General features: G+C 48.3%; 15 protein-coding genes and 1 other RNA gene. All 16 read right to left on the reverse strand.

From position 1 onward, the window contains the following. Positions 1 to 78: 78 nt before the first annotated feature. Positions 79 to 996 (reverse strand): UDP-3-O-acyl-N-acetylglucosamine deacetylase, encoded by a 918-nt coding sequence (gene lpxC, locus L4C42_RS11690; protein ID WP_353497859.1) that lies wholly within the window; start codon positions 994 to 996, stop codon positions 79 to 81. A 98-nt stretch (positions 997 to 1,094) separates the two neighbouring features. After that, the gene (ftsZ, locus tag L4C42_RS11695) at positions 1,095 to 2,321 is read right to left on the reverse strand and encodes a cell division protein FtsZ (RefSeq protein ID WP_353497858.1); all 1,227 of its coding nucleotides are present in this window, start codon (positions 2,319 to 2,321) and stop codon (positions 1,095 to 1,097) included. Positions 2,322 to 2,350: 29 nt separating this feature from the next. Continuing rightward, entirely contained in the window at positions 2,351 to 3,613 is a 1,263-nt protein-coding gene (ftsA, locus tag L4C42_RS11700) for a cell division protein FtsA (RefSeq protein ID WP_353497857.1), read from the reverse strand. 116 nt (positions 3,614 to 3,729) lie between these two features. Further along, positions 3,730 to 4,473 carry a cell division protein FtsQ/DivIB gene (locus tag L4C42_RS11705; RefSeq protein WP_353497856.1) on the reverse strand — a complete coding sequence of 248 codons (744 nt, stop codon included), beginning with the start codon at positions 4,471 to 4,473 and terminating at the stop codon, positions 3,730 to 3,732. Positions 4,474 to 4,757: 284 nt separating this feature from the next. Then, complete coding sequence (gene murC / locus L4C42_RS11710) at positions 4,758 to 6,218, reverse strand: UDP-N-acetylmuramate--L-alanine ligase (RefSeq protein WP_353497855.1); 1,461 nt, start codon at positions 6,216 to 6,218, stop codon at positions 4,758 to 4,760. Between the two features lie 17 nt (positions 6,219 to 6,235). Then, positions 6,236 to 7,297, reverse strand: a complete 1,062-nt coding sequence (gene murG / locus L4C42_RS11715) for an undecaprenyldiphospho-muramoylpentapeptide beta-N-acetylglucosaminyltransferase (protein WP_353497854.1) — start codon at positions 7,295 to 7,297, stop codon at positions 6,236 to 6,238. Next, on the reverse strand, positions 7,284 to 8,510 hold the full coding sequence (ftsW, locus tag L4C42_RS11720; protein ID WP_429760604.1) for a cell division protein FtsW: 1,227 nt from the start codon (positions 8,508 to 8,510) through the stop codon (positions 7,284 to 7,286). The genes murG and ftsW overlap by 14 nt, the downstream gene beginning before the upstream one ends. A 15-nt stretch (positions 8,511 to 8,525) precedes the next feature. Beyond that, positions 8,526 to 9,854: a UDP-N-acetylmuramoyl-L-alanine--D-glutamate ligase gene (murD, locus tag L4C42_RS11725; protein ID WP_353497852.1), complete on the reverse strand. Its 1,329-nt coding sequence runs from the start codon at positions 9,852 to 9,854 to the stop codon at positions 8,526 to 8,528. Between the two features lie 24 nt (positions 9,855 to 9,878). Further along, the gene (gene mraY, locus L4C42_RS11730; RefSeq protein ID WP_429760606.1) at positions 9,879 to 10,961 is read right to left on the reverse strand and encodes a phospho-N-acetylmuramoyl-pentapeptide-transferase; all 1,083 of its coding nucleotides are present in this window, start codon (positions 10,959 to 10,961) and stop codon (positions 9,879 to 9,881) included. Continuing rightward, on the reverse strand, positions 10,958 to 12,322 hold the full coding sequence (locus tag L4C42_RS11735; protein WP_429760608.1) for a UDP-N-acetylmuramoyl-tripeptide--D-alanyl-D-alanine ligase: 1,365 nt from the start codon (positions 12,320 to 12,322) through the stop codon (positions 10,958 to 10,960). The genes mraY and L4C42_RS11735 overlap by 4 nt, the downstream gene beginning before the upstream one ends. Then, on the reverse strand, positions 12,319 to 13,818 hold the full coding sequence (gene murE, locus L4C42_RS11740; RefSeq protein ID WP_429760610.1) for a UDP-N-acetylmuramoyl-L-alanyl-D-glutamate--2,6-diaminopimelate ligase: 1,500 nt from the start codon (positions 13,816 to 13,818) through the stop codon (positions 12,319 to 12,321). The genes L4C42_RS11735 and murE overlap by 4 nt, the downstream gene beginning before the upstream one ends. Before the next feature lie 10 nt (positions 13,819 to 13,828). Continuing rightward, the gene (locus L4C42_RS11745; RefSeq protein ID WP_353497848.1) at positions 13,829 to 15,565 is read right to left on the reverse strand and encodes a penicillin-binding transpeptidase domain-containing protein; all 1,737 of its coding nucleotides are present in this window, start codon (positions 15,563 to 15,565) and stop codon (positions 13,829 to 13,831) included. After that, positions 15,562 to 15,882, reverse strand: coding sequence for a cell division protein FtsL (gene ftsL, locus L4C42_RS11750; protein ID WP_042501227.1), 321 nt, complete (start codon positions 15,880 to 15,882; stop codon positions 15,562 to 15,564). Before ftsL ends, L4C42_RS11745 begins: the two co-directional genes overlap by 4 nt. An 11-nt stretch (positions 15,883 to 15,893) precedes the next feature. Next, the gene (gene rsmH, locus L4C42_RS11755; protein ID WP_353497847.1) at positions 15,894 to 16,844 is read right to left on the reverse strand and encodes a 16S rRNA (cytosine(1402)-N(4))-methyltransferase RsmH; all 951 of its coding nucleotides are present in this window, start codon (positions 16,842 to 16,844) and stop codon (positions 15,894 to 15,896) included. 151 nt (positions 16,845 to 16,995) lie between these two features. Further along, positions 16,996 to 17,402, reverse strand: an RNA gene (gene rnpB, locus L4C42_RS11760) — RNase P RNA component class A. Between the two features lie 45 nt (positions 17,403 to 17,447). Next, positions 17,448 to 18,311 (reverse strand): 16S rRNA (cytidine(1402)-2'-O)-methyltransferase, encoded by an 864-nt coding sequence (gene rsmI / locus L4C42_RS11765; RefSeq protein ID WP_353497846.1) that lies wholly within the window; start codon positions 18,309 to 18,311, stop codon positions 17,448 to 17,450. Positions 18,312 to 18,314 lie beyond the last annotated feature (3 nt).

An 18,314-nucleotide genomic window follows, 5' to 3' on the forward strand; every position in this document is an offset into this window, starting at 1 on the left:
ATTCAAACTAAAAAGCCAAATCACAGATACAAAAAAATCAGGCGCTAGGCCTGATTTTTCTCAATGAGGAGGATTGGATTACGCCAAAACCATGCTCGGATCTGCAAACGCAACTGGAGAACCTTCTTTTTCTTCAAAGGTCGTCCACTCCCACGCTTCTTGATCCGCCAGTACCGCACGAAGCAGTTGGTTGTTCAAGCCGTGGCCAGATTTGTAAGCAGCAAACTCACCAATGATGGCATGACCTGCCATATAAAGGTCACCAATCGCATCTAAAACTTTATGAGTCACAAACTCATTATCAAAACGAAGGCCATCTTCATTAAGAATACGGTAGTCATCAAGTACGATTGCATTATCAAAACTTCCGCCAAGCGCAAGGTTCTTAGATTGCAGATATTCGATGTCACGCATGAAGCCAAACGTTCTTGCACGAGAAATCTCTTTCACAAAGCCTTGTGAAGAAAAATCGAACAGTAAGTGCTGCTCATCTGCATCAATTGCAGGATGGTTGAAATCAATCTCGAAATCCATGCGGAAGCCGTTAAATGGACGGAACTCAGCCCACTTGTCACCATCTTCAAAACGTACAGTTTTCTTGATACGAATGAATCGTTTTGGTGCATTTTGAGTCTCAATGCCCGCTTGTTGTAGCAGGTATACGAATGGGCTTGCGCTACCATCCATAATTGGGATCTCAGGTGCATCAACTTCAACGATAATGTTATCGATACCCATGCCAGCCAGAGCCGCATTTAGGTGCTCAACCGTAGAAATACGGATGCCTTCATCGTTAACAAGCGCAGTACATAACATAGTGTCACGTACAGAAAGAGGATCCGCAGGGAAATCCACAGGCGGATTCACGTCAGTACGACGGTATACAACACCAGTATTCGCAGCCGCAGGACGCAAAGTTAGTGTTACTTTACGGCCAGAGTGGAGACCCACTCCTACAGTAGTCACTATTTCTTTAAGCGTACGTTGTCTGATCATCTACAAACCTCTTAATCTACGCTACATATCACGGTTGATTATGTAACCAACCGCGAATCCTACCAGAAATTTGAGCTATGTCAAATTCACGCAGATTATCAATCTGCCTGACGACGCAAAAATGCTGGAATGTCTAAGTAGCCACTTTCCTTCTCAGGCTTAGGTGCTGCGCTGGTATTGCCGCTCGACACAGGTGCAGAGCTTGCAGTATTCGGCGTGTTCACCTCAACCTTCTCCTGATTATTTACAGGCAAAGATTGTGCCACCTTGTCCTCTACTTTTGCAGCTGGTGCTTGAGTTGACTGTTGGGGCTGACTTGCCGTCACTGGCGTTTTACCGCCTGCGACTAGCGTAATATCTGGCTTACGTTCGTTGCCAATACCCGTCGCAACCACAGTCACGCGAATTTCGTCGCTCATGTCTGGGTCTAGAGAAGTACCGATAACAACCGTTGCATTGTCAGACGCAAAGGCTTTCACTGTGTTACCAACCGTCTCGAATTCGTCTAGACGCATATCAAGACCAGCAGTGATGTTCACAAGCACACCACGTGCACCTGCTAGATCGATGTCTTCTAGAAGTGGGCTAGAAATTGCCATCTCTGCCGCTTCTTCTGCACGATCTTCACCTTTAGCAACACCGCTACCCATCATTGCATGACCCATCTCTGACATCACGGTACGTACGTCCGCAAAGTCGACGTTAATCATGCCTGGGCGAGTAATCAATTCTGCGATACCTTGAACCGCATTCTTCAGTACGTCGTTTGCACTTGCAAACGCTTCCAGTAGCGTAACGCCACGGCCTAGTACTTTCAGAAGCTTTTCGTTTGGAATCGTGATCAAAGAGTCAACGTGCTTTGATAACTCTTCAATACCTTGCTCTGCGAATAAAAGACGCTTTTTACCTTCGAAGCTAAATGGTTTCGTGACCACTGCGACGGTAAGAATGCCTAACTCTTTCGCGACTTCAGCAATTACTGGAGCTGCACCGGTTCCGGTACCACCGCCCATACCAGCTGCGATAAATACCATATCGGCACCAGTAATGCTTTCTTTAATTCTTTCTTTGTCTTCAAGAGCTGCATCACGTCCAACTTGAGGGTTTGCACCCGCGCCCAAGCCTTTTGTGATATCGCCGCCAATTTGAATAACGTGGTTGATGCTCGTTTTGCGTAGTGCTTGAGCATCGGTATTAACACTAATGAAATCAACCCCTTCGATTGACTCACGTACCATGTGTTCTACAGCGTTACCACCGCCACCGCCTACACCCACTACTTTAATGACAGCTTCGTCAGACATTTCCATCATCGGTTCAAACATTTGTTATCTCCGTTTTCCTGCAACTCAGGTTAAAACTCTTTTTGTATCCAGTTACGCAACTTACCAAAGATTGTCGACACCGATTGACGCTTTGGTTCGTTATAATCATTGTCGTCATTAATCTGACTGTCTCTTGCGTAATGAAGTAATCCAACGGCCGTAGAATGATACGGCTCTTTTACATAGTCCGTAAGGCCACTCACCTCTAGAGGCTTGCCTACACGAACCTGGTTACGGAATACACGTTCAGCGCACTCCACAACCCCTTCAATTTGTGCTGCACCGCCGGTTAAGACGACACCTGCTGCGAGATGGTGCTTCACACCGTTCTCTCTAAGTTTAGCTTGAACATTATCAATGGTTTGATTAACAAGTCCCATTAATTCTGTATAGCGCGGTTCTATCACTTCTGCCAATGTTTGACGTTGTAAACTGCGTGATGGACGACCGCCAACGCTTGGAACGTTCACTGTATCGTCTTTACTCACCAGTTCACTCAGTGCACAGCCATACTTCACTTTGATTTCTTCAGCATCACTCAAAGGTGTACCGAAAGCAAAAGCGATATCACTGGTCACCGCATTGCCAGCATAAGAGAACACTTCAGTGTGTCTCAGTGCTCCGCCAGTCCAGATGGAGATATCCATAGTGCCAGCGCCAATGTCAACCACGCAAACACCAAGCTCGCGCTCGTCTTCGGTGATCACAGCATTACTTGATGCCAGACCAGAGAAAACCAGTTGTTCGACTTTGAGTCCACAGCGTTCTACCGCTTTAATGATGTTTCTTGCCATGTCGTTATGACAAGAGATCAAATGAACACTCACTTCCATTCGAACCCCAGACAGTCCAAGCGGGTTTTTAATACCCTCTTGATAGTCTATGGTAAATTCCTGAGGAATCACATGAAGAATGCGCTGTTCATCACCAATTTTTATGGATTTAGCGGTATGAATCGCCCTGTCCATATCATCTTGTGACACTTCTTCCTCAGAAATGGTTCCCATGCCCTTTTCAATTCGACTCGCAATATGCTTACCAGAAAGTGAGATAAACACGCTGCTGATCTGGCATTCCGCCATCAGCTCAGCCTGATCGACAGCACGTTGCACGGATTTAACCACTGACTCAAGGTCGTTAACGCCACCTTTGTCCATTCCGCGAGAAGGACTAGAACCTGCACCAATGATATTTACCTGCCCGTCCGGCAAAACTTCGCCGACTAGCGCAGATACGGTCGCAGTGCCAATATCAAGACCGACAATAATATTGTCATCCGTGGTCTTCGTCATCTGTACTCTCTTATGTTTTGCTATCTCAAATCCCAGAGAACAACTCGCTTTGGTTGCCCAATTCCTAACTGAACTTAAGTATCGATACGCTAATGCCTATCGATACATAAAACCAGTTACCCTGCCGACTCCGTAAGATTACCTTCTGCTGTCATTTCAGCAGGAAACCAACCGACGGCTGCACCTGTGTCATATCGCAAATCGATGTAACTGATTTGAGATACCTTGTCACCCAGTTCGCGATACAAAGAGATAAAACGCTGCAAGCGCTCATCAAGTGCATCTTTGCCTAGCTCTAGACGGATCCCGTTATCTAGGATCACTTGCCATGCCCGGCGCTCATTCAACACTAACGAAGATATGGCTAGCCCTAAACTCGCTAACTTGGCATTGCTATCACGATAAGTATCCAACACAAAGCGTTCAGTACCCATCGGGCCATACAGTTTCACTTTCTGTTCTTCAATCACAGAAACATCACCGCTGAACACGACACCATGAATATCAAGCATATCGATGCCATTCCAAATTGCGCTAGCCTGGTACTCGGTCAAAAACACCTTAACTGTATCTGGCCACTGTTTACGTACCGATGCTTGCGAGACCCACGGAATTTGCTCAACACTTTGCTGAAGAACATCGATATCTTGAGACATGAAGGTCCCAATATGTTCCAAATTGGCAAAGGCATGCTGCACATCTTTAGCACCTACATGAGTTAGATCCCCTTGTAGCACTATCTTAGATAATGGAAGGCGCTGGTCGTCCCACATCCAGCTAATGGTGGAATAAAGCGTTGAACCGATGACTGCGATCACTGCAAATAAAAAAATCGCCCCGATCCCGTGTTGTGAAAACATGGAAGCTCGACGCGTTTGCTCTACACTGCTGTCTGAAGTTTCAGTCAAACTCTTTGGTCCCTTATTAACTTCTCTTCGCCTTTCCTTAAGATAGTGGAATAAGAGTCTAATCTAATGGTCTTAACCTAACGATTATACTAATCAATATCAAACTATCAAACACTCAACCCAAGAAAACTAGGCTTTTGCGCACTGAAACAACAAAAAAGTTCGGATGGGCGATCAATTCACTGTATCGCTCATTCGAACTCATAAATTATTCAATACACTCGAAAATCGAGAAACTAGCTATTTTGCATCACTTGGATATCTAACTTCATCTTCTCAAGCTGCTTAGCCACTTTACCAATATCACCAGCACCTTGCGTCAAGACTAAGTCGCCATCTTGCAAAAGATTGGATAAAACTGATGGTAAACCATTCATTTCTGGAACAAAAACTGGATCAAGCTTGCCGCGAGTACGAATAGTACGGCACAGTGAGCGGCCATCAGCGCCAACAATTGGAGCTTCTCCAGCCGAATACACATCCAGCATCACCAGTACATCTACCTGCTCCAGTACATTGGCAAAATCATCGTAAAGGTCACGAGTACGGCTATAACGGTGCGGTTGGAACACCATCACCAGTCGTTTATCCGCCCAACCATTACGCGCCGCTTTGATGGTGACGTCCACTTCTGTTGGATGGTGACCATAATCGTCGACCAACATGACACGGCCATTACCCGTTTCAAATTCGCCTAAATGCTCGAAACGACGTCCTGTACCTTCAGTACCAAGCATCGCCTTAACGATGGCCTCATCACTAATATTATCTTCGGTCGCGACAGCAATAGCAGCAGACGCATTCAACGCATTGTGTTCTCCCGGAATATTCAGGGTAATCTCAAGATTATCTCGGCCTTTTCTGACAACGGTAAACTTACCTTGCTGCCCTTCTTGGCGATAATTCTCAATACGTACGTCCGCATCCTCTGAAAAACCGTAAGTAATCACTTGACGACTAACACTTGGAATCAGCTCACGAACCACTGGGTCGTCAACACACATTACGGCCTGTCCGTAAAACGGCAGGTTATGTAAAAAGTCGATAAAGGTCTGTTTGAGCGTATCGAAATCACCACCATAGGTATCCATGTGGTCAGCTTCAATATTGGTGACGATGCTGACCATTGGTTGAAGGTGTAGGAACGACGCATCACTTTCATCAGCTTCGGCAATCAGGATACGGCTTGAGCCCAAGCGGGCATTCGTGCCGGCACTTTTCACCAAGCCACCGTTAACGAAGGTTGGATCCATGCCCGCTTCTGAATAGATTTGCGTAACCAGCGCTGTGGTCGTGGTTTTTCCGTGCGTCCCCGCAACGGCAATACCATGTCTAAAACGCATCAGCTCAGCAAGCATTTCAGCACGGCGAACCACTGGGATTCGCAATTCTTTCGCCGCAACTAACTCAGGGTTTTCAGGATCAATCGCAGTAGACACTACTACCACACTCGCAAGATCAATATTACTAGCAGCATGGCCAATAAAGACAGTCGCCCCCTTTTGCGTCAGGCGCGCTGTCACAGCATTCTCAGCAATATCAGAGCCGGTAATTTGATACCCCTCGTTCAGTAGCACCTCTGCGATACCACTCATACCCGCGCCGCCGATACCGACAAAGTGAATACACTTCACGCGTCTCATTTCAGGTATCAAGGCACGGATCTGCGCTAAGTCTGGTGTTTGTTGCTGTGTCATGAGTCTGTCTCGTTAATCTATTTTGTTAATTCGATAATTTCTTTCGCGACGCGTGTATCCGCATCGAGCTTAGCCGCTTGTCGGGCATTAATGGCCAGCGTTTTTAACTGCGTTCGGTCTAAGCTACGTATCTGTTCAGTCAGTTTTTCCACGCTCAATTGGGGCTGCTCAATCATATACGCAGCCTGGCAGTCGACCAAGTGGTCGCCATTAAGCGCCTGCTGACGATCTTTATGCATAAATGGAATAAAGATAGCGCCAACGCCGGCTGCAGCAAGCTCGGATACTGTCAGTGCACCGGAGCGACAAACCACAAGGTCTGCCCATTGATACGCTTCGCTAACATCATCAATAAACTCCGTCACCTCAGCCTTACTAACTTGGTTTTGCTGGTAAAGCTCAGCGACTTCTTGCTTGCTACCTTTTCCTGCTTGATGGCGAATCGTGTAGCCTTCACCCAGCGCAGCCATGACTGGTGGCAGCGTGTGATTGAGGATGCGAGCACCTTGACTGCCCCCCATCACTAAAATTCGAATATCACCATCACGGCCGTTAAGTCGTGTTTCTGGCGCTTCAATGTCTAATAAGTCTTGGCGCACTGGATTCCCTACCACTTCTGCGTCAGTAAAAGCGCCCGGAAATGCCTGGAACACCTTTTTGGCAATTTTGGAAAGCCACTGGTTGGTCAGTCCCGCGACGCCATTTTGTTCGTGGAGGACGACAGGGATACCCATAGTCCAAGCCGCAATGCCACCAGGCCCACTGACATAGCCCCCCATGCCGAGCACAGCATCAGGTTGCCAGCGCTTTAAATGTTGGCGCGCTTGAAAAATCGCACTGATGATCTGAAACGGTGCTTTAATCAGTTTAGCAATGCCTTGACCGCGCAACCCTTTCACTTTAATAAAATCAATTTCAATCCCGTGCTTTGGTACTAAGTCTGCTTCCATTCTGTCTGCAGTGCCAAGCCAACGGATCTCCCAGCCTTGCTCTTGCAAGCGCTTCGCAACAGCCAATCCCGGAAATACGTGACCGCCAGTTCCACCAGCCATCACCATTAAGCGTTTATTTTTCTTCATCTTGTTTCTTTTTCTTATCTGTTTCAGGCTCGCTGCTCGGTACAGGCTCAGGTTCAATGTCCGGAAGCAGTCGACATTCATGGTCTACTCGTAGCAGTATCGATACCGCCACCGACATGATAATCAAACTGGAGCCACCATAGCTTATCAGTGGCAATGTTAGACCTTTGGTTGGCACCATGCCCGCTGCGGCACCTACGTTTACCAAGGTTTGAAACGCAAACCAAATACCGATGGCAAAACACAAATAGCCGCCAAAAAACTGCTGTTTTTCAAACGCACGCCTACCGATATACAGGGCTTTAATCACCAGTGCAAATACCAACATCAATACTAAGACGACACCAACAAACCCGAGCTCTTCAGCCAGCACCGCAAATACAAAGTCGGTATGCGCTTCTGGTAAGTACTCCAATTTTTGCACTGAGTTACCAAGCCCTTGTCCCATCCAGTTACCACGGCCAAATGCCATGAGTGATTGCGTAAGCTGATAGCCGCTGCCAAATGGGTCTTCCCAAGGGTCTAGAAACGAAGTAACACGTCTTACTCGGTATGGCTCGACCAAAATCAGCGCTATAACCGCGCTGACGCCCGCAACAAATAGAGCAATAAACTGTGATAATTTGGCACCAGCAATAAACAACATGCCAAACAAAGTCACCAGCATCACCACCACGGTACCTAAGTCAGGCTGTCCCAACAATAGAATGGCAAACGTGGTGAACACCATAATAGGTTTGATAAAGCCGCCAAAAAACGACTGCCTGACCTCGTCTTGCTTTCTCACCAAGTAGCCGGACATGAAGATGAACAGCGACAGTTTGGCTACCTCTGCAGGCTGAAGGTTAAACAGCCCAAGCGGTATCCAACGAGACGCGCCGTTAACGGACTTGCCGACGACGAGTACAACAATCAGCAAGAAAATAGATATCGCTAGCAAATAAGTACTGTATTTGAACCATTTAGCGATAGGGATTTGCAGAACCACAGCCGACGTACCAAGCGCTAATACCAGAAAGATAGCGTGGCGAAACATAAAGTGGAATGGCTGATCCGTCAGTCGAGAACTGATCGGAAACGAGGCTGAAGTTACCATCACTAGTCCCGTCACCATCAACCCAAACGCCAACCAAACCAGTTGTCGGTCATAAAGCGTATCTGGGGCACTGTGGGTCATCCATCCCATGGTGCGTTGTCGAATTTGATGAAACATAGTGACGAATCCGTGTTAACTAACTTGCGCTGAATAACGCTCTGCCAAATCGGTAAAGTGATCACCGCGAGCCATGAAATTGGCAAACTGATCAAAGCTGGCGCACGCAGGCGACAACATGACCATATCACCTTGCTTCAATTTTGGCGTGATCTCAGCCAATATATCGTCCATTGAAGCAAAGTAGCGCGCACTATCGTGAAGCGGTAGAAACGCTTCTCCATCGAGACCAAAACAGCACAGCTGAACATTGAGTCGAGAAAGCGGCGTAGCAAGCTCAGAAAAATCTGCGCCTTTCCCCACCCCGCCGACAAGCAAGTACAGCGTTCCTTGGAGTGCTAAGCCTGACAGAGCGGCAAGCGTACTTGCTACATTAGTGGCTTTCGAATCATTAACCCATTTCACGTTAGCTTGTTCGGCCACCACTTGGCAGCGATGGCTTAAGCCTCGATAAGATTTCAAGCATTCCAATGCCGAACGATAATCGATATTTGCTAGCTTGAGCAGCGCACAAGCGACCAAAGCATTTGACCAATTGTGCTTACCCACGATGCTCAGCTTATCCGCCGCGAGGATTTTAGCATCGCCATCCATCAACCAAGTGCGTCCATCAAATACCTGCATACCGAACTGCTTAGCATCAAAACCAAATGTCGAGAGTGCTAGAGACGTCTCTGTTGGATAAGTCTCTGGCTCATCGCGATTTACTAACACATGCTCAGCATGTAAGAAGATCCTGCGCTTGGCCTCGGCATAATCCGCCATACCCTCGTAGCGATCCATATGGTCTTCTGAAAGATTTAGAAACGTTGAGACTTGCGTTTTCAGCGACGACGTCGTTTCCAGTTGGAAACTGGATAGCTCAAGCACATAGAGATCGGCATCAAGCTCAAGTAAATCGAGCGCAGGAAAACCAATGTTGCCACCCACTCCGACACTAAGTCCCGCAGCCTTGGCCATCTCACCCGTGAGATCAGTCACGGTACTTTTTCCGTTTGAACCGGTAATGGCAATCACTGGCTTGTCATTTGCCCTAGCAAACAGTTCGATATCGCCAATGACAGAGACGCCGTTTGCCATGGCTGCGTGAATTTCCGGCGTCGCTAGAGCGATACCTGGGTTACACACCACTAAGTCAGCCTGCATCAACCAATCGGCTTCAAAACTGCCGGTATGTAGGGCAACGCCTTGCGGCAACTGCTCAGCCCCCGGCGGATTGTCTCGACTGTCCATTACTTGAATGGTCAATGTAGGATGATATTTACGAAGGTGATTAACGACGGAGAGCCCGGTAATACCGAGCCCTACGACGACCACTTGCTGAATGTCTTGCCAACGTTCCATGAACAAGGATCCCTAGCCTGTTGATTAACGTACTTTAAGCGTCGCTAGGCCAATAAGTACCAATACGATTGAAATGATCCAGAAGCGAACGATAACACGCGGTTCTGGCCAGCCTTTTAGTTCATAGTGATGATGGATAGGTGCCATACGGAAAATGCGCTGACCACGCAACTTGTAAGAGCCAACCTGAAGGATTACCGATAGCGTCTCCATTACAAATACACCGCCCATGATCACCAGTACGAACTCTTGACGCACCAACACGGCAATGACACCCAATGCGCCGCCAAGTGCTAACGAGCCTACATCACCCATAAAGACTTGCGCAGGGTAAGTGTTAAACCAAAGGAAACCAAGTCCAGCACCAACCATTGCAGTACAGAACACCACAAGCTCAGAGGTGTATGGAATATAAGGAATGTGCAAATAAGCTGCGAAGTTAACGTTGCCTGTTGCCCAAGCAATCACCGCAAAGCCGGCTGCAACCAATACCGTTGGCATAATAGCCAGACCGTCAAGGCCATCGGTCAGATTCACCGCATTACTGGTGCCAACAATCACAAAGTATGTGAAGATAATGTAGAACAGTCCCATTTGCGGCATTACATCTTTAAAGAATGGTACTACAAGCTGTGTGGCTGCCGTGTCTTGGCCGTGAGCATACAGAGCAAATGCCACCACCAAGGCAATCAGCGACTGCCAAAAATACTTCCAACGAGCGATCAGGCCATCGGTGTTTTTGCGCACTACCTTGCGATAGTCATCCACAAAACCAACGGCACCATAGCCAAGTAGCACCGCAAGTACAGCCCAAATATAAGGGTTACTCAAGTCTGCCCAAAGCAAAACGGTAATAGAAATCGCCGATAGGATCATTATACCACCCATCGTCGGTGTACCACGCTTGCTAAAGTGCGACTCCGGACCTTCATTTCGAACGACTTGGCCAATTTGCAGCATTTGTAGACGGGCAATCATTTTTGGCCCCATCCACAAAGAAATACCTAACGCAGTTAATACACTGACAATGGCTCTGAATGACAAATATTCAAACAGACGAAAAAAAGAAAAGTATGGCTGTAGTAATTCTGCAAGCCAAATGATCATGTGTATTTCTCCTTCAGTGCATTGGCGATAGTAAACATGCCAGCACTTAGCGCCCCTTTAACCAACAAGGTATGAGAGGTCTGGTTTAACTGTGTTAATGTGTGCTCGATATGCGCAAACATATCGTCGTGACTTTTAAAATGCTGTCCACCGCAAAGGTCACTGATTACTTTCGCATCCTCACCATAGGTTAAAACATGTTCAAATGCGAAAGGTGCAGCATGTTGTCCGACTTCTTTGTGAAGTGCAAGGCTTTCATGCCCCAATTCTGCCATGTTACCCAAAATCAACCAGCGCTGGGTTTGAGTAAACTGCCCCAACAGATCGACCGCCGCCTTCATTGCGGGAACACTGGCGTTATAGCTATCATCAATCAGAGTGAGCGTTTCGGTAAGCTTCTCAACATCAACACGGCGCTTCACTTTACTTAATGATTGTAAACCGTGTTGAACTTGCTCGAGAGTTGCACCAACTTGCGTTGCCAAAGCGGCTGCAGCCACTGCATTTGCCACATTGTGCTCACCGATAATGGTCAACTCAATCGAAATGTTGCCTACTGGGGTGTGGAGTGTAAACAACGGGCTACCAAGAGATGACAAGGTTATGTCAGAGGCGTAAAAGTCTGCGTGAGCGTTCTGTTTGGCAATACGCACAACCTGTTTGTCACTCAGTACCGATTGCCAGTAGTCACCACCTTCACTATCAAGGTTCACAAGTGCAATACCACCCGCAGGCAGTCCTTGATAGATTTCCCCCTTAGCCTGTTTAACACCGTCAAGAGAGCCAAAACCTTCTAGATGCGCCTCGGCCACATTGTTAACCAGCGCGACTTCCGGCTGAGCTAACGCTGTTGTGTAGGCAATTTCACCGATATGGTTAGCACCCAGTTCAATCACTGCAAAGTCGTCTTGGGGTGTTGAGCGAAGCAAAGTTAATGGCACGCCGATATCATTATTAAAGTTACCCGCGGTATACAGCACCTGCCCTTTGCTAGACAAAATGCTGGCAATCATCTCTTTAACTGTCGTTTTACCGCAGCTGCCTGTAATGGCAATCGTTTGGGTTTGGCAGCGCTTATGAACTTCCGCCCCCAGTTTACCCAAGGCTTGTTTACTATCGGCAACCACGACTTGAGCAATGGCGACATCCAACTCTCGCTCAACAATTAGCGCTGCTGCGCCTTTCTCTGCCGCTTGCTCAGCAAAATCATGGGCATCAAAACGTTCACCAACCAAAGCAATAAACAGCGCACCCGGTTCGATGGCTCGCGTGTCTGTGGTGACATCTGTGATACTTATATCTTCACCCACTAGCTGTCCGTCAACAATGGTCGCGATATCCGTTAATTTGAGTTCAATCATAACGTCAGTCCTAGTAACTGTGCTGCCGTTTCACGGTCTGAATAGTGGACATTGTCATTGCCAATCACTTGGTAGTCTTCGTGCCCTTTACCGGCAAGTAGAATGATGTCGAAAGCACTCGCGTGCTTCACCGCTAGCTGAGCCGCATTAAAACGTTGATGCTCAACAAATGCGACCTCTGGCGCACTCATTCCCGCCAGCATATCTTCGACAATCGCTTTAGGATCTTCACTGCGTGGGTTGTCATCGCTTAAGATCACCTTGTCCGCTAACTGCTCAGCGATAGAGGCCATCATTGGACGTTTACCTTTGTCTCGGTCACCACCGCAGCCGACAATAACCCAAAGCTGGCCATCACAATGCACGCGAAGTGCCTGCAAGGCTTTCTCTAACGCATCTGGGGTGTGAGCGTAATCTACCACCAGCTTTGGTTTATCATCCGCTTGAAACAGCTCCATACGACCAAGTACAGGTTGTAGCTTGGATGCTGTATCCATTAGTGCTTGTTTATCAAAACCAAGCGCCAACAGAGCAGAAAACGCCAGCAACACATTGCTCGCATTGAACTGACCAATCAGCGGAGCATTGAGCTTGCCACTGCCAAAGCAACCATCAAATTCTAAAGAGATGCCGCCGTCACTATATTCAACCGATGTTGCCCAAACGCCCTTTGCGCCTAGCTGGCGCCCTTCAACAGACACAGCAATGGCATCGCTGCGCGCCGAAAGCCAGCGGCGACCCACTTCGTCATCGACATTCAACACCGCATGCTCGCAGTGATGCCCGGTAAATAGGAGTTTCTTGGCCGCTTCATAACCTTCCATCGTGCCGTGATAGTCCAAGTGGTCACGGCTGAGGTTAGTGAAAATACCTAGTGAGAAAGGCACAGCGGCCACACGACCTTGAACCAGGCCATGGGAGGAGACTTCCATCGCCGTGTATTGCGCGCCCTGGGCATCAAGCTGAGATAAAATGCGCTGCACATCAATAGCGCTGCCCGTGGTATTTTTCGCTTGTTGCAAATCGTTCAAGAAGCCATTGCCCGTGGTGCCCATGATGGCGGCTCTATCGCCGACAAGTTCAATCCACTGCGCGATAAGTTGGGTGATCGTAGTTTTACCATTCGTCCCTGTTACACCAATCACTTGCTGCTTGTACTGATAAAGACGCGCGGCCATCACCGACAACAAAGTGTCGAGCTGATAAATATGAACAACAGGCACGCCATCGACAAGGGTCACTTCGCCATGTTTGTGCTCAGCATCGGCCTGAGCAATCACTGAGTCGGCACCAGACTGAATCGCACGCTCGATAAACAGACGCCCATCTACCGTATGGCCGATGATCGCCACAAACGTATCACCTTGCTTAATAGCACGGCTATCAAGCTCCAAGTTAGACACATTGATGGCTCCGAGCGTGTCGTTTGCCATCAGTTTACTGCTGTCATCAAGCCATGGTTTTAATAGCTTTGCCAATGTCAAAGAGGTCAACATTGTTTCTCACCTATTGCTGAAATTGGTTTTCGTCAGGAGCGACATTGAGTATCTGCAACGCTCCCTTCATGATTTCGGAAAAGACAGGGCCTGCCACTGCACCACCATAGTACTGATCGCCTTGCGGTTCATTAATCACCACTACCAAGGCAATACGCGGGTCACTTACCGGCGCGACACCTGAGGTAATCGCTACATATTCATCACTGTAGCCACCCGCCGCTGCCTTTCTTGAAGTACCAGTTTTCGCGGCTACTCGATACCCGGGCACCGCCGCTCGTGTTGCTGTACCGCCAGGCTGCGTTACCGCCTCTAACATATGCAGAACCGACATCGCGTAGTCATGGTTGATAACCTGCTTGGACAAGTCCTGCTGATTGCTTTCAATAATATGTACTGGCTGATACAAGCCGCCATTACCGAGAGTGGCGTAAGCGTGTGCTAACTGAAGAGGCGTGATGGAGATACCGTAGCCAAATGCGAGTGTCGCGATTTCAAACTGCGACCAACGGCGACGGTTAGGGAAGATACCCGTGGTCTCACCAACCAAGTTAAGACCAGACAGCTGACCATAACCAATGGAGCTGTACATCCCAAGTAGCGCCTCTAGTGGCATGTCTAAAGCCAGCTTTGCCACACCGATGTTGCTCGACTTTTGCAGGATCTTAGCTAAGTTCGCTTTACCCACCTTCGATGTATCACGCACTCGGCTACCACCGATCTGCATGATGCCATTACCGGTATCGATGATGGTGTTTTCATCGGCAATACCTGCCTCTAGTGCCGCTAGCACGACAAATGGCTTAACCGTAGAACCCGGCTCCATCGCATCGGTAATAACACGATTTCGCATCGTAAAAGACTGGCGTGAAGAGCGGTTGTTCGGGTTATAAGAAGGCGCATTTACCATGGCTAATACACCACCGGTTTTCACATCAATGATAACGGCACTGCCCGACGTGGCGCGGTAATCGGCCACAGCCTGTTTGATGGCGCGATAAGCGATAGCCTGCAATCTTTGATCGACGGTAAGCTCAAGTGGTTTACCTTCCTCTCTGTCTTCAAGAGAGATGTTTTCCACCACGCGACCATAGCGGTCTTTACGAATAATGCGCTTACCCGCTTCACCGGTCAGCCATTTATCATAGCTGCGCTCAACGCCTTCAAGACCGTGACCATCGATACCAGTCACACCCACTAAGTGAGCACTAACCTCACCCGCAGGATAATAACGTCTGGATTCCGCTTTTAGCCCTACGCCAGAGAGTTTCAACTCTTTGATGTACTTCGCCATCGCAGGGCTCACTTGACGCTGCAGGTAAATAAATCGGCGTGATTTGTTCTTGTTGATTTTGGCAATAAGTGCATCGCGATTGAGACCAAGTACATCAGCAAGTGCATGCCAACGGTCTAACTGCTTAAGTCCATCATCTTTAAAAATAGTAGCTGGATCGGCCCATACCGCCTGAACAGGTACACTGACTGCAAGTGGTTCACCGTTTTTATCGGAGATAATGCCGCGCGCCGAAGGCAGCGCCTTTACACGAACAGAGCGCAGATCGCCCTGTTTAATCAGATTGTCAGGCTCGATAACTTGAATATAACCGATGCGTGCGACTAGCGCGGTAAAGATAAGCAGCACGCCGCCCATAATGAGGCGAAAGCGCCAAGCGATCAGCGCAGGTTGGCTTACGGCTTGTTGAGATTGTTTTTTGTTGGAAGACTTAACGACTTTTTTGCCTTTCATTTCAGGGAAACCACTACTTCCTTGTCTGCGTCTGGGCGCGTCATCTCTAACTCTTGTTTAGCCATAGCCTGAACGCGGCTATGTTCCGACAGCGCATTTTCCTCAAGCAACAGGTTGCGCCACTCATTATCAAGTCGTTCACGCTCTTGAAGCGCGATATCTTTCTCGTTGATGGCTTCGCGGGTGTGATGCGTTGCAAACACCACCCCCATCGCCGTTGCAAATATCATCAAAAACACGATAAGCGGGATACGGCCTACCGTGATGATATCTAAGGCAATCAGTTTCGCGAGATTATGAGTCGGTTGGTTAGACATCCCGTCATCCGTTACAGTTTTTCCGCCACACGAAGTACAGAGCTGCGTGAGCGGGTGTTCATTTCCACTTCATGACCCGAAGGCTTGAGCGCCTTACCAATGGTCTTTAGATTCGCACTACCCAGCGCTCGAATTTGATCTTCGGTCATCGGGATACCATGGGGTACCTGGGGTCCTTTGCTCTCTTTGCGCATAAAATGCTTCACCATGCGATCTTCAAGCGAGTGGAAGCTAATAACCGACAAACGCCCCTCTGGAGCAAGAATGCTGGCAGCGCCTTTTAGCGCCGTATCGATCTCTTCGAGCTCACTGTTGATGTAGATTCGAAACGCTTGGAAAGCACGCGTCGCTGGGTGCTTTTTCTCTTTGAAGCTCTTAGGTGCGGCTTCAGAGATCAGCTTTGCCAACTGGCCAGTACGTGTAAGCGGCTCTTTTTCTTCATCTTCACGATGGGCAACAATAGCTTTAGCAATACGGCGAGCATGCTTGTCTTCACCAAACTCGCGGATCACCCACGTAATGTCATCAAGATCGGCTTGCGCTAACCACTCAGAGACAGGCATACCAGATGTTGGATCCATACGCATATCAAGCGGGCCATCTTTCATGAAGCTAAAGCCACGCTCAGCATCGTCAAGCTGCGGCGAAGACACGCCCAAATCAAGCAACACACCGTCCACTTTACCCACAAGATCATAACGCTCTGCGTATTCTGCCATACCAGAAAATGGGCCATGAATAATGGTAAAGCGTGGATCATCAATCTTTTTTGCTTCCTCAATCGCCGTCGGATCGCGGTCAATACTGAATAGGCGACCGTTTTCACCCAGTTGTGAAAGAATTTGACGACTGTGACCACCGCGGCCGAACGTTCCATCAATGTAAGTTCCATCCGGTTTGATCGCTAGACCATCAATGGATTCGTGAAGTAGTACCGAAATGTGTTGAAAGGATTCGCTCATGGGTGATCTCGAGAGTTGCTTAGCAAAGATGACAAGTTTACTGATTTCCTTCAGTAACGTCATCTGGTTAAGTTCAGCCTATCGTAAAGATAGGTGATAAAAAAGCAAAAAACCCATTACAAAATCAATTTGTAATGGGTTTTTCTATAATAGGTGAAGTTGACCTGTACGCCGGGTTCTGTATCCGCCGAAGCGGTGATAGCCATTCGTCTAGGCCAGCAATCGCTCACTGGCTCAAGCAACCTACCCGCCTCCATACGCGAGCAACGCAATGTGGAGGCCTATTTGGTCTTGCTCCGGGTGGAGTTTACCTTGCAACGAACTATTGCTAGTCGCCCGGTGCGCTCTTACCGCACCCTTTCACCCTTACCTGTGCTCCTTCCGAAGAAATGGAGCCATCGGCGGTCTTCTCTCTGCTGCACTTGTCGTGGGCTCGCGCCCCCCAGGCGTTACCTGGCACCCTGCTCTGTGGAGCCCGGACGTTCCTCCCCTCCGTCAGTCTCCCCCAAGACAAGCTCAAGGGGACGTCAACGAAGCAGCGACTATCCAGTCAACTTCAGGGCGCGGATTGTAACTAAGCGAGCGTGATTACTCAATGTTTTTCTAGGATAAGTTTTCTAGACCCCATTTATACAAGGCATTCTTTTTGAGGTTATAGATTTCAGCCGTCGCCGCTGCCGCTTTTTTAAGTGGTAAATCTTTAACCAAAATAGCCAGTGTACGTGTCGCTTCATCTGGCAGCTCTTCATTCACAGGCTCACGATGACCGTGAATCAATAACACCATCTCACCACGCTTACGGTTATCATCTTCTCCAATCCACGCAATCAACTCACCAAGTGGCAAACCTTGAATGGTTTCATAGGTCTTGGTTAGCTCGCGCGCCAATACAACCTCACGTTCAGGCCCCAGCACTTCAAGCATATCGGCAAGTGACTCGGTAATTCGATGTGGCGATTCGTAGAAGATACAGGTGCGCTCGGCTTTGGCGATCTCCATGAATTTATCTTTACGGCCTTTGCTTTTCGCTGGCAAAAAGCCCTCAAAACTAAAGCGATCAGAGGGCAAGCCAGATGCGCTCAGCGCAGTAATCACAGCACACGCCCCTGGTAATGGCACAACTTTAACGCCTGCCTGACGACATTGAGTCACCAAATGATACCCTGGATCGCTGATAAGCGGTGTGCCAGCATCAGAGACCAATGCGATGGATTCACCCGCAAGCAGTTTATCGACTAAAACTTGCGCTTTTTGCTGTTCATTGTGATCATGCAACGCAAATGTTCTAGTTTGAATATTGAAGTGAGACAGAAGCTTACCCGTATGGCGCGTATCTTCAGCAGCAATAATGTCGACGCTATGGAGTACACCCAGCGCTCTTTGTGTGATATCACCGAGGTTTCCAATCGGTGTCGGTACAATAAAGAGCGTTGGTTGCTCAATATAAGTAGTTTTGTTGCTTGTCATTTG

The sequence above is a fragment of the Vibrio wakamikoensis genome, assembly GCF_050337275.1.
Classification (GTDB): domain Bacteria; phylum Pseudomonadota; class Gammaproteobacteria; order Enterobacterales; family Vibrionaceae; genus Vibrio; species Vibrio chaetopteri.